Here is a 13,331-nt window from a genome sequence, read left to right on the forward strand (position 1 = left end):
TTCTTTTAGCTGTAACTCTCCTGATAGGTAATCCCGTATAGCATCTTCCTTTAATTGACGAGAGTAGTTTCTCCAAGTAGAGGACTCAACTAAACCTTCTGTTCCATACCTATCGAACTTATATATCCACTGTGTAATTGTATTTCTATAGATGTTATATCTAGATGCAATATCTTTAAGGGTACCTAATCCCTCCTGATACTCCTGTATTATTTGAAATTTTTCCTCTGCGGTATACTTAACTCTCTTTGACATTAAAAATACTCCCCTTTCAGTAGCAGATTTTTTTATTTAATCTGTCTACCTATAGGGGAGCATATCAATACGTAAAGGTGCTGGGTTTTTGAGGCAACGAAGAAGATGGAGGTTTTTCAACAGTCTAAGCTGGGGATTCCCCCAGCTCTTAGTTATGTATTACTTGTTATTTAGTGTTTTAGATAAAAGCTGCGTTCCTTTTCCAATGTTGTCTAAATCATTTTCTTTAATAAAGGTAATAAATGCATCCTCAGGCAGATTTAGTATCTCACTTGCTTTTGATACTAGTCCTTCAACAAGCTTTTCTTTTTGTTCCTTGGTGATTTTCCCGCATTCAATATTGATTAATGGCATAAGTACATCTCCTCTCATGAAGTTATCTTTATTATAGACTGACAGCCTTATTTTTATCAAGGAATTTACTTAAAAATCTACTATATAATTTGTAGTAAAGATTTTCAATCGTAGGGGTTGGTCTCTGTGCCAACCCAGGCAAGCTTGGAAACCTTGTCCTACAAGACATGTAATTTGTTTAACGCAATATATAGTTTATTTGACAAAAAAATATTAGCTAACCTTTAGGTGGGTAGCTAATATTTTTTGTTTTTTATCTACAGGATAGTAGTTATAATTTGGTTAATTAGGTTTAGTACTACACCGGGAAATAGACCTAATATAAAACTACACACTGTTAAAGTCACGATAGGAACCAGCATTACCTTTGGAGGCTCTAAACTACTGGTATCGTCCCCTGCTTCAGGTATAGATTCTCCATCCACTGCTGATTTTAGTTCCTCTGGTTCTGGTTGTTTTAAAAAGGCTGCTATAACAATCGGTAGTAAATAGGATGCTGTAAGAAAAGCACCTCCTATAAATAAAACAGCATGAAGAATCATATTGGCATCTAGGGCTCCTATTACTAAATGCGATTTGCTAATAAATCCATTTAACGGTGGAATACCCATTAAGCTAAAAGCTGACACTGTAAAGCATCCCATAGTGATAGGCATTCTTTTTCCTATCCCATTGATTTCTTTCAAAGAGGTTTTCCCCGTCATAAAGATGATGGTACCTATGCAAAAGAAGAGAGTAATTTTAATGAATGCATGATTCACTATATGTATTAATCCACCTCTGATGGAGTTCTCTGTCAATAGGATAAGTCCCATCATAATATATCCAAGCTGTGCAATTGTAGAATAGGCTAGTCTTCTTTTTAGATTCTTTTCTCCTACAGCCAGCAGTGATCCCACAATAATCATAACACCAATTAGAATGCTTAGATAGGGTATTATATTTATTTCTTTCACAACATTATATCCAAAAATATAGTACGTCACTCTTGTCAAAGCAAATATCCCTGATTTTACAACTGCAACTGCATGTAGTAAAGCACTTACAGGTGTTGGCGCAATCATGGCGCCTAATAGCCAAGAATGAAGTGGAAAGATTGCCGCCTTAACTCCAAAACCTATAAACATCATTAGGAATACCATTAGTAGATATCCATTACCAACAGCTCCTAGCAGTACCTTGCCTTGGGCTGCAAAAAAATAATTGTCCAATACAGGTGCCAATAGTATCATACCTGTTAAGGCTAGTCCAGCACCAAATAAAGAGAAAATGAGATACTTTTTTCCTGCCGTTAGAGCTTCTTTACTTCCTTTATGTACCACCAATGGATAGGTGACAAAGGTCAAGGCCTCATAAAACATGTATAGGGTAAAGAGGTTTGCAGAAAAACCTATCCCCAAGGTTACCCCTAATGCAATGATAAAAAACCCATAAAATCTTGTATGGTTTTTTTCATGGTCCATATAGCCAAAAGTGTAAAAGGTTGTAAATACCCACAATAATGAAACCAATGAAGTAAAAAGAATTCCCATGTTATCTAGTTGCAGGGCTAGACTAAAGGTAGGGTGAAGATTGGACAAAGTAATAGCAGCAGTTGGATACATAAGCCCTAGGTATAGTACCATCATAAAAGTCAGTATTGTAGCTCCAGCTGTAATAGGCTTAAAATAACTGCTGCCAAAGGGTCTTAGGGTCAAAATACCAACCCCACAAACAATAGGCATAAAAATAATTAGCATTAATAATAGTTGTGGCATTAATGACTTCCCTCCTTGAGTATTTATTAAATGTTTTTAATCTTTATACAACAATTATATATTATCGTTAATTAATAGTCAATTTCATTTCTCCATATATGCTTATAATAATTTCTTTATTATGCAGTTTTATAATTTTTTTGCTTCCAAAATTATCGAATCTTTAAAAGTATTGATACTTAATGACTGGGTAATTCTTTTTATTGGGTAATAATTCCCCACTTCACCTCTGTTCCCATTCCCCTAGAAAGTCCATCCTTTGTTAATTTTTTATAACTTCTAGCTTTTTCAATCTCAACCCATAGGTTTGGCCTAGCTTTTACTTGTATAATATTAATAACCTTTTTTTCGCAAGTATTTTTATTTTTTTTTTATATTTTGTACATACTATCACTCTTTCTTTCATATTTTTTCATTAGATATATTTGTCCAACAACACAAGGCATTAGACCTTATGTAATTATAGAAATGAAAATTTAAAGGAGGTAATTTTATGAAAAAGCTAATTAACAACCCCGAACTTGTCGTAGAAGAAATGCTGGAGGGCATCGTCAAAGCTCATCCTAACTATGTAAAACAATTGGAAGGTTTCAATGTATTAGTTCGTGCAAATGCTCCTGTGAAAGGAAAGGTAGCTCTTATTAGTGGAGGCGGCAGTGGCCACGAACCTAGTCATGGCGGTTTTGTAGGCAAAGGAATGTTAGATGGGGCTGTAGCAGGTGCAGTTTTCACTTCTCCTACACCTGATCAAATCTTTGAAGCAATAAAAGCTGTCAATGGTGGTGCCGGTGTACTTTCTATTATTAAGAACTACACTGGTGATGTAATGAATTTTGAAATGGCAGCTGAAATGGCAGAAATGGAAGGCTTAGAGGATTTAGAAATCGCCAGTGTAGTAGTGGATGATGACGTTGCTGTAGAAAATAGTACTTGGACCACTGGACGTAGAGGTATTGCTGGAACTGTTTTTATCCATAAAATTGCTGGTGCTGCTGCAGAAAAGGGTATGAGTTTAAGAGAGGTAAAAGAGGTTGCAGAAAAAGTCATTGCTAATGTTCGTTCTATGGGTATGTCTTTAACGCCTTGTACTGTACCAGCTGCTGGTAAACCCTCCTTTACTCTAGGTGAAAACGAAATGGAAGTAGGTTTAGGTATTCATGGAGAACCTGGAACCCATAGGGATGAAATAAAGACTGCAGACGAAATTACAACTCATTTAGTAGATAAAATATTAGCTGACATTGATTATAGTAACAGTGAAGTTGCTGTTATGGTAAATGGTCTTGGTGGTACACCTATTATGGAGCTTTATGTCATAAATAAGAAAGTGAACGAAATACTAGCCGAAAAAGGTATCAAGATATATAAAACCTTGGTAGGTAACTATATGACCTCTCTTGAGATGGCTGGTGCCTCCATTACTCTATTAAAACTAGATGAACAATTAAAAGAGTTGTTGGATGCTGCTGCTGACACCCCTGCCTTTACTCAATTTTAAATATCAAGCAGTTCTACTGGATTGGAGTAATGAAACAGGCTTAGGGATAAAAGGAGTTATCTCTAAGCCTGGCTCCTTTCTACTTAAGATAGATAAATAAATCTTTGCAGGAAGGTGAGAATATGATTGATCATATAAGACTAGTATCTATTATACAAGAGATTGCAGTTGTTATTAAAGAAAATAAAGAGCTTTTAACAGAATTAGACCAAGCTATAGGGGATGGTGATCATGGCATCAATTTAGATAGAGGATTCAGTGCTGTGAAGGAAAAGTTAAATGGATTGCAAAATAAGGACTGCGGCACTATCCTAAATACTACTGCTATGACATTAATTTCTAAGGTAGGTGGTGCCTCTGGGCCTTTATATGGAACTGCCTTTATGCGAGCCGGACAGATTGTTGCTGGCAAAACACAAATAACAGAAGAAGATGCAGTGAAAATGTTTGATGCAGCTATCCAAGGAATTGTTTTAAGAGGCAAAGCTAATAAAGGAGATAAAACGATGCTGGATGCATTGATTCCTGCCTTTGAGATTTTTAAAACTACTATTGAGGCAAATGAAGGTTTAAATACAGCCGCCACAAAGGCAGCAGAGGCAGCAAAAGAAGGCGTTGAGTATACCAAAACCATAGCAGCAAAAAAAGGTCGAGCTAGCTACTTAGGTGATAGAAGTATTGGTCATCAGGATCCCGGTGCCACCTCTACTTACCTTATACTAAAGGTAGTTTCTGATTTTTTAGCGAAGGAAAACTGATTTTAAAGATGTAAGTAAAAAATAGAAGGGGCTGAATCTATATATGATGGAAAAAACACTAGAAATAACAACTGAAGTAGGTTTGCATGCAAGACCAGCAGCCGCATTAGTTAAGGAATCCAATAAATATAAAAGCGAAATTATTCTTGTTTACAATGGAAAAACCGCTAATTGTAAAAGTATCATTTCTATTATGTCTCTCCAAGCAAAGCAAGGAGAATCAGTTACCTTCCAAATTACAGGAGAAGATGAGAAGGAAGCTATAGAAGGTATCGTATCTCTGTTTAACAGTAATTTTAATCAATAGATTTCTATCTGCTGCAGATAAAACTCTGATAGATTATAAAAACTTTTTAAACACACCATAAATACTATTGGTGAAAAGGAAGCACAAATATTTGAAGTGCATATGCTAATCTTAAAAAATCCTGAGTTTATTCAACAAGTATTTGATTTAAACAGATATTTTACTGGAGGTGTTGACAATATGAGGTTAAAGGATAAGAAAGTTATAGCTTTAATTGATAATGAGTTTGAAGATTTAGAATTATGGTATCCTATTTTACGTTTGCAAGAGGAAGGTGCTATCGTAAAGCTGGTGGGGCCAAAAGCAGAGGAAAAGTATATCGGTAAATATGGAGTTCCTGCGATTTCTGATTATAGCTTTTCGGATATTAATATCCAAGAATATGATGCTATTCTTGTACCTGGAGGTTGGGCTCCTGATAAGCTCCGTCGTTTTCCAGAGGTTTTGCATTTTGTAAAGGAAATGAATACAGCTAATAAGCCTATTGGTCAGATCTGTCATGCTGGCTGGGTTTTGATTTCCGCTAAAATATTAAAAAACAAAAAGGTCACCAGTACTCCAGGTATAATGGATGACATGGAGAATGCAGGTGCCATATGGTTTGATAAGCCAGTGGTTGTTGATGGTAATCTCGTCTCCAGTCGACGTCCACCAGATTTACCAGATTACATGAGAGCTTTTATTGATTTGTTAGCTAAATAACAATGCTTTAGGAATAGAAATAGGAAAGAGTATGGGCTGACCATACTCTTTTGGTTGTTAGAATAGCCCTACATTCTTGTCATTCTGAATGAAACGAAGTGCAATGAAAAATCTTCAAAGCCTTTCAAATGCTAAGATTCTTCGCTAAAGCTCAGAATGACAATTTAATTTTTTTCTGCATTATTTGGCTTTTTCAACAGTCTCAGGAGTATGGGTGACCATACTCTTTTCAGCTTGTAGGCAACCCCTTGGGTAATAATTATCCAAGCTCCTATACCTTCCTTAAATTTTTACTTTCTTCCGCTGTTTCAATAATACTTCGAATATCTCTTGTAGTTGATGCCTGTACAGTAGCCGCTACTACACCTTCAACAAGAGGAGCATTTACTATATGCACCTTCTTACGGACATCTTCCTCCAGCATTTCTATGGCCATTTCACTACTCATCACAGCACTTCCTAAGTCAACAAATAACAAAATTCCTTCCTTATCCCTTACTGCTTCTATAGCCTCCTGAATCTTTAAAGGGTTTGTTCCAATTCTACCCCCATCTGCCCCTCCCGCTGCTATGACTTTGACACTCTCGTCCTTCATTTCTTCTGCAATATCCCTTACTCCTTCTGCTGCTTTTTCACTATGCGACACAATGATTATTCCTATCATCTATCCAATTACCTCCTTCAGTATTACTTACCTAGCGGATTTCATTAATACTTTATTATGTAAAAGTTATTTCATTTTACAAAAATCAAATTCTATTTATTTACCTACGAGCTTGTCATTAGTAGTTGTGTTCTTATATTTTTATGCTTTTTTTAAAAAAGAAATAACTATTATTGTATCAAAATATCTATTGTACAAAAAAATAATCCAAATACCGAAAAGTGATATCTGGATTATTTTTCAACAGCCTAAGATATTTTTTTTACATGATATTGATAATTTTTATAGTATGCTATGGCTGTAATAAACTGTTGGACTGTATCTAATGAGGTAAAACAAGGGATATTATTCTCTACTGCTTTTCTTCTTAATTGGAACCCATACCCGCCTACATTATTTCCTGAAGTAGGTGTGTTGATAAAGGTTACAATTTCTTTATTTCTAAAGGACTGTATAATTTCCTCATGGGATTTCAATACCTTCTCTACTGCAATATGATGATCCTTATAGTATGCAGCTGTTTTCTCCGTAGCATATACTTTGAAACCCATTTTTATTAACGATTTTACCAAAGGCAAGGAAATTAGCTTATCACGCTCTGCTATAGATAATAGCACACCACCTTCTTCTGGAATCTGCAATCCAGTTGCTTCAAATGCTTTCAATGTGGCTTCTTGATAATCATTGCCTACCCCCATTACTTCTCCGGTAGATTTCATCTCTGGGCCTAGGGAGGTATCAACATCTCCTAGCTTCTCTAGACAAAACACAGGAGCCTTTACCACAATATAAGGTGGGTCTTCTCCTATACCAGTGCTATAACCCAACTGTTTTAATGATTTTCCCATCATGATTTCTGTAGCTAAAGCAATCATTGGGACCTTTGTTACCTTGGATACAATGGGAACTGTTCTAGAAGCTCTAGGATTGGCTTCTAAAACCAGTACTTTTTCATCCTTTACTACATACTGAATATTGATTAATCCCTTAACCTGTAAAGCCTGGGCAATGGCAGTTGTATAATGAAGGATATCCTTCACTACTTTATCACTTAAGCTTTGAGCGGGATATACACTCATACTGTCACCAGAATGAACCCCTGCCTTTTCAATATGTTCCATAATGGCAGGAATAAACACATCCTCCCCGTCACTAATGCCATCAATCTCCACTTCTTTACCTTCAATATATTGATCAATGAAGATGCTATGGCCCTTTAATAATTCCTCCAGCGTTGTTACATACTTAACTAGTTCTTTCTTCTCTCTTATAATTTTCATGGATTGACCTCCTATGACATAGGAAGGTCTCACCATCAAAGGAAAACCAAGCTTTTCACTAATATCAACTGCTTCTTCTACATTCTCAGCTGTGTATCCCTTTGCCTGGGGTATATTTAGCTTTTCTAGCAGCTTAGAAAATTTATCTCGATCCTCTGCTATATCAATAGCTTTTGGACTAGTGCCTAAAATTTTTAACCCTTTTTTGAGTAGAGGCTCTACTAGATTGATGGCTGTTTGTCCTCCAAACTGTACTACTACACCCTCTATGCCTTCCTTTTCTGCGATATGATATACATCCTCTGCAGTTAGAGGCTCAAAATATAATTTATCAGAGGTGTCAAAATCGGTACTAACGGTTTCAGGATTATTGTTAACAATAATGGTTTCCAACCCCATCTTTTTTAATCCCCATGCTCCATGTACGCAACAATAGTCAAATTCAATACCTTGACCTATTCTAATAGGTCCAGACCCTAGAATCATTACCTTAGTTTTATTGCTTACCTCCACCTCGCACTCTTCTTCATAGCTTGAATAATAATAAGGGGTAGAGGATTGGAATTCTCCAGCGCAGGTGTCTACCAGCTTATATACTGGCGTGATTTTTTTATCGTCTCTGTACTGGGTAACTATTTCTTCCTTACAGCCAAGTACCGTTGCAATATGTGAGTCACTCAACCCCATTTTTTTTGCTTTTTCTATCGTTGGTCCATGAAAGCCTCTTTGCTTAATGCTTATTTCCATACTTACTATATTTTTTATTTTTGATAAAAACCAAAAATCTATTTTTGTTAATTCATGTATTTTTTCTACCGTATATCCGTTTCTCAAGGCGTGAAAAATAGTAAATAATCTCTCATCATTAGGGATCTTTAAGCTTTGCGTAAAATCCTTTCTTTTAAAATCAGGACTTAATAGCTCATCAATTCCCCCATAAAAGATTTTTTTATAGCTTCCTTCTAAACTGCGGATAGCTTTTAATAGAGCTGCTTCAAAGGTTCGATCAATTGCCATTACTTCCCCTGTTGCCTTCATCTGGGTACCTAATTGACGATTGGCTGTATGAAACTTGTCAAAGGGCCATTGGGGTATTTTTACCACCACATAATCTAGTGAAGGTTCAAAGCAGGCAGTGGTTTTTCCTGTCACAGGATTTTGAATTTCGTCTAAGGTTAACCCAATAGCGATTTTTGCAGCAATCTTAGCTATAGCATAGCCTGTAGCTTTAGAGGCTAAGGCACTAGAACGGCTTACTCTTGGATTTACTTCAATAACTATATATTCTGTACTATCTGGGTTTAAAGCAAATTGTATATTGCATCCCCCTTCAATTTTTAATTCTCTAATAATATCAATAGATGCACTTCTCAGTAGCTGATACTCTTCATTCCTTAAGGTTTGAGAAGGAGCTACCACAATACTATCTCCTGTATGAACCCCTACAGGATCGAAGTTTTCCATATTGCATATGGTAATACAGTTATCGTTTTTATCTCGCATTACTTCATATTCGATTTCCTTCCAATTAGCAACACTTCTTTCAATGAGAACCTGACCTACCATACTCAGGCGTAATCCTTTATCTACAATTTCTATAAAGGCTTCTTTATCGCTTGCAATGCCTCCTCCTGTTCCACCTAGGGTGTAGGCTGGGCGGATAATCAGAGGATAGCCCACTTCCTCAGCAAAATCTAAAGCCTCCTGCAATGTTTTCGCAATGATGCTAGAAGGAATTGGCTGGTTTAATTTTTCCATCGTTTCTTTAAATAACTTTCTATCCTCTGCTCTTTTTATTGTCTCTATTGAGGTACCTAAAAGCTGTACACCATACTTCTGTAATATACCGGCCTCATAAAGCTCCACAGCTAGATTTAAGCCAGTTTGCCCGCCAAGGGTTGGTAGTACGCCATCAGGTCTCTCTTTCTCAATAATCTTTTCTAGTGCCTTTATATTTAAAGGCTCTATATATACAGCATCAGCGATCTGCTGATCTGTCATGATAGTGGCTGGATTGCTGTTCACCAATACCACCTTTACGCCTTCTTCTCTTAGAGATTTACAGGCTTGAGTACCGGCATAGTCAAATTCTGCTGCTTGCCCAATGATAATCGGTCCTGAGCCAATTACCAAAACTTTTTCGATTGTGCTGCATTTTGCCATTGTTCTCCCCCCTATACTGCTTGCTTCTGTTTTCTCATACTGTATACAAATTGTTGGAATAAATACTTTGACTCCATTGGCCCTGGTGAAGCTTCTGGGTGATATTGAACGCTGAATACAGGTAGATACTTATGCTTAATTCCTTCTATTGTTCCATCGTTCAAATTTTTATGAGTAATCATAATTTCTTTTTCATTGATGGTTTTTTCATCAACTACATAGCCATGATTTTGAGAGGTAATATATACTCTGTTTGTTAATAAATCCTTTACAGGATGATTTCCACCTCTATGCCCATACTTCAACTTATAAGTATCTGCTCCAAAGGCTAGGGACAGCAATTGATGCCCCATGCATATCCCAAATATAGGCTTATGCTGAGTCAATTTTTTTATATTTTCCACTGCTGGCATTAATGTCTGAGGATTTCCTGGTCCATTGGATAAAAATACTCCATCCACACCCAGCTTCAAAATTTCTTCTGCCTTTGTTGTGTAGGGTACTACTGTAATGTCACAGTCATAAGATTTCAGGCTTTTAATAATATTTAGTTTTACCCCAAAATCCATCAGAGCTATCTTAGGACCATTCCCTGGTAAAACATAAGGCTTCGTAGTAGATACTGCTTCTGTAAAGTTTTTTGTTTGTATGTCCTCTTCCTTCATTTTCTCTATGATTTGCTTCTTATTATTTATAGAAGTAGTAATAACCCCCTTCATCGTTCCTTCTTCTCGCAGATGCTTAACCAGCTTTCGTGTATCGATTCCTTCTAGACCCATAATATGATGCATTTTTAAATACGCATCTAGATTCATCTCACTTTTCCAATTGCTTGGTGTTTTACAAAGTTCTCTAATGATTAATCCGTTTATGCTTGGTTTCAAAGATTCTATGTCCCGACTATTGATGCCGTAATTGCCAATCATAGGATAAGTCATTACAAGAATCTGTCCATTATAGGAATTGTCAGTGAAAATCTCTTGATAACCCGCCATAGAAGTATTAAATACCACTTCTCCTGATTGCTGTTGAGTTTCACCAAAGGTTTCACCCTCCAATACCATACCATCCTCTAAAACTAAATAACCCTTCATGTCATCGCCTCCACCTTCAAAATTACTTTTCAAGTATTTATATTTATGCAATTAAATATGCATTAAATTCTTTTATTTATAATGCTTTGTAGATAAAAATACATCCCTATATTATCTCTATAAAGGATATGCTTTTTAAATTATAACTTCCTTTTTTCTTAGGTTGTTTTTAAGAACTCTTAATTACTTCAGCATATTAGTTTTCTCCTTCAATGCTATCTAGCTTCATCCTCTTGTCATCCCTTCTTCATTCAGATATTCATGCACTTATATTTATTTATATTTAAGTATAATTATTCAATATTTATACTAATTATACATTTTTATTTATTAAAATTCAAGGTTTTTTTCATTTTTTCTACAACAAAAAAACATGGACCCTTTAGATCCATGTTTTCACTTACTTTTTTGTTATATAACCTTTTTTTAGTCCACCTTTATTTCTTTAAATATTTTATCTAATATTTCGACTGACTTATCTATTTCTTCTTTTTCTATAATAAGAGGTGGCAAAAATCTTAGTACATTGCCAGCGGTACAATTCATTAGCAATCTTTCTTCAAAGGCTTTTTCAACAATAAAGCCTCCTTCAATCTCTAATTCCAGTCCCACCATCAGACCTTTACCTTTCACTTGCTTCACCCATGGGTATTTATCTATTAGTTCTGTCAGCTTCTCAGCAAAGTATGCACCGGATTCCTCTGCTTTTTTCCAAAGCTTTTCTTTCAAAATAAAGTTCATAGTCCCTAAAGCTGTAGCACATGCCAGTGGATTTCCCCCAAAGGTGGTACCATGATCTCCTGGATTAAACACTTCTGCTACTTTATCTTTGGCTATCATGGCTCCTATTGGAAAACCACTTCCTAAGGCTTTTGCTAGGGTCATAATATCAGGTTCAATGCCATAGTTTTCATATGCAAACAGCTTACCCGTTCTAGCAACACCACATTGTATCTCATCAAAGATCAATAGGATATCTTTTTCTTCACAAATTGCTTTTACTTCCTTTAGGAAGTCTTTATCAACAGGTGTAACGCCTCCTTCACCCTGGATGGTTTCCATCATTATTGCGCAGGTATTTTCAGTAATAGCCTCATTTAAGGCATCTATATTATTGAATTCTGCGAATTTAAAGCCCGTCGGAATAGGACCATATCCTTCTTGATACTTTTTATTGTAGGTAACTCCTAATGTAGCAATGGTTCTTCCATGAAAAGCAGAGGTCATTGCTATAACCTCGTTTTTCTGATCTCCATATTTTTTATAAGCATACTTTCTTGCTAACTTTATAGCAGCTTCGTTAGCTTCTGCACCACTATTACAAAAGAAGGCTTTATCTCCAAAGGAATGTTGTACCAACAGTTTTCCTAGCTCTACCTGTTCTTGAATCCAATAGATATTGGCCACATGAATAAGCTTTTCTGCTTGGTCTTGTATAGCTTTGGTAACTGCAGGGTGGTTGTGGCCTAAACCACAAGCCCCCAAGCCTCCTATCATGTCTAAATATTGTTTTCCTTCTGTATCCTTTAAATAGCTCCCTTCTCCTGATTGAAAAGCCACTGGAAGTCGTTTATAGGTATTCATGGTATATTGATTTCCTTCTTGCATAATAGCATCTATTTTCATTCTTATTTCCTCCTAGTCTGTAATCATGGTTCCTACACTCTCATTTGTAAAGATTTTTAAAAGCATAGATTTGGGTTTTCTTCCATCAATAATGTGAGCTTTTTCTACCCCGCAGGTTACTGCATCAAAGCAACATTGTATTTTGGGGATCATTCCTCCACCTATGATTTGATCTTCAATATATTTTCTAATTTCCTTTGTTTTAATGTGTGAGATGATAGAAGAAGTATCATGCTGATCCATCATGACGCCATCTACATCCGTAATTAAGATTAGTTTTTTCGCTCCTATGGCTGCAGCGACTCTTCCAGCTACCTCATCTGCATTAATGTTATAGGTTTCTCCATCCTTACCACAGGCAGTTGGCGAAATAACGGGTATTTTCCCTTCAGCAATAATCTTTTCTAGAATATCAGTATTCACCTGGTCAACCTCACCCACGAAGCCTAGTTTAGGATCTTTTTGCTTCGCTTGAATCATACTGTCCTTCTTTCCATTAATGCTAATTGCTTCCGTACCATAATCCTTCATGAAGGAAACTATTTCTTTATTAATTTTCCCAAAAAGAACTTTCTCTGTTATTTCCATAGTTTCTCTATCTGTTACTCTTAGTCCATTAACAAATTCTGCTTCTTTTCCAACCTTTTTCATCATATTGGTGATTTCTGGTCCTCCACCATGAACAACTACAGGATTCATTCCAATAAACTTCATTAATACAATATCCTTGATAACTACTTCTTTTAAAGCTTCATTTGTCATGGCGTTTCCACCGTATTTAATAACCACTGTTTGGTTTAAAAAGTCCTTAATCTGTGGTAACTTTTTAATCATTAAACTTGCTTTTTCATATGGTGATAACTTCATTATTTT

General features: G+C 36.0%; 12 protein-coding genes. 4 read left to right on the forward strand and 8 right to left on the reverse strand.

The window, feature by feature from the left end; all coding sequences use genetic code 11:
* The 3 genes from BMX10_RS14770 to BMX10_RS14780 all read right to left on the reverse strand — a co-directional run.
* Window positions 1-255 (reverse strand): transposase (locus tag BMX10_RS14770; protein ID WP_139176468.1); only part of this gene is annotated, 255 nt, incomplete at its 3' end.
* Between the two features lie 159 nt (window positions 256-414).
* Entirely contained in the window at window positions 415-609 is a 195-nt protein-coding gene (dmpI, locus tag BMX10_RS14775; protein ID WP_090446017.1) for a 4-oxalocrotonate tautomerase DmpI, read from the reverse strand.
* Between the two features lie 257 nt (window positions 610-866).
* Window positions 867-2,366, reverse strand: coding sequence for a proton-conducting transporter transmembrane domain-containing protein (locus tag BMX10_RS14780; RefSeq protein ID WP_090446020.1), 1,500 nt, complete (start codon window positions 2,364-2,366; stop codon window positions 867-869).
* A 493-nt stretch (window positions 2,367-2,859) separates the two neighbouring features.
* Between BMX10_RS14780 and dhaK the strand changes: the two genes are divergently transcribed.
* The 4 genes from dhaK to BMX10_RS14800 all read left to right on the forward strand — a co-directional run bounded on the left by dhaK (window position 2,860) and on the right by BMX10_RS14800 (window position 5,631).
* Entirely contained in the window at window positions 2,860-3,864 is a 1,005-nt protein-coding gene (dhaK, locus tag BMX10_RS14785) for a dihydroxyacetone kinase subunit DhaK (RefSeq protein ID WP_090446024.1), read from the forward strand.
* Between the two features lie 122 nt (window positions 3,865-3,986).
* Entirely contained in the window at window positions 3,987-4,622 is a 636-nt protein-coding gene (gene dhaL / locus BMX10_RS14790; RefSeq protein WP_090446027.1) for a dihydroxyacetone kinase subunit DhaL, read from the forward strand.
* 43 nt (window positions 4,623-4,665) lie between these two features.
* Window positions 4,666-4,929 carry an HPr family phosphocarrier protein gene (locus BMX10_RS14795; protein WP_090446030.1) on the forward strand — a complete coding sequence of 88 codons (264 nt, stop codon included), beginning with the start codon at window positions 4,666-4,668 and terminating at the stop codon, window positions 4,927-4,929.
* Between the two features lie 102 nt (window positions 4,930-5,031).
* Window positions 5,032-5,631 carry a type 1 glutamine amidotransferase domain-containing protein gene (locus BMX10_RS14800; RefSeq protein ID WP_244272735.1) on the forward strand — a complete coding sequence of 200 codons (600 nt, stop codon included), beginning with the start codon at window positions 5,032-5,034 and terminating at the stop codon, window positions 5,629-5,631.
* A 271-nt stretch (window positions 5,632-5,902) separates the two neighbouring features.
* Here BMX10_RS14800 and dhaM read toward each other — a convergent pair whose 3' ends face one another.
* The 5 genes from dhaM to argB form a co-directional block, all read right to left on the reverse strand.
* The gene (dhaM, locus tag BMX10_RS14805) at window positions 5,903-6,295 is read right to left on the reverse strand and encodes a dihydroxyacetone kinase phosphoryl donor subunit DhaM (protein WP_090446033.1); all 393 of its coding nucleotides are present in this window, start codon (window positions 6,293-6,295) and stop codon (window positions 5,903-5,905) included.
* Window positions 6,296-6,543: 248 nt separating this feature from the next.
* Window positions 6,544-9,738, reverse strand: coding sequence for a carbamoyl-phosphate synthase large subunit (carB, locus tag BMX10_RS14810; RefSeq protein WP_090446036.1), 3,195 nt, complete (start codon window positions 9,736-9,738; stop codon window positions 6,544-6,546).
* Between the two features lie 11 nt (window positions 9,739-9,749).
* Complete coding sequence (gene carA, locus BMX10_RS14815; RefSeq protein ID WP_090446039.1) at window positions 9,750-10,832, reverse strand: glutamine-hydrolyzing carbamoyl-phosphate synthase small subunit; 1,083 nt, start codon at window positions 10,830-10,832, stop codon at window positions 9,750-9,752.
* A gap of 426 nt (window positions 10,833-11,258) precedes the next feature.
* Window positions 11,259-12,458, reverse strand: a complete 1,200-nt coding sequence (locus tag BMX10_RS14820; RefSeq protein WP_090446042.1) for an aspartate aminotransferase family protein — start codon at window positions 12,456-12,458, stop codon at window positions 11,259-11,261.
* A 12-nt stretch (window positions 12,459-12,470) separates the two neighbouring features.
* Window positions 12,471-13,325 (reverse strand): acetylglutamate kinase, encoded by an 855-nt coding sequence (argB, locus tag BMX10_RS14825; protein ID WP_090446045.1) that lies wholly within the window; start codon window positions 13,323-13,325, stop codon window positions 12,471-12,473.
* Window positions 13,326-13,331: the final 6 nt, after the last annotated feature.

Source organism: Natronincola peptidivorans, assembly GCF_900111615.1.
In the GTDB taxonomy this organism is placed as follows: domain Bacteria; phylum Bacillota; class Clostridia; order Peptostreptococcales; family Natronincolaceae; genus Natronincola_A; species Natronincola_A peptidivorans.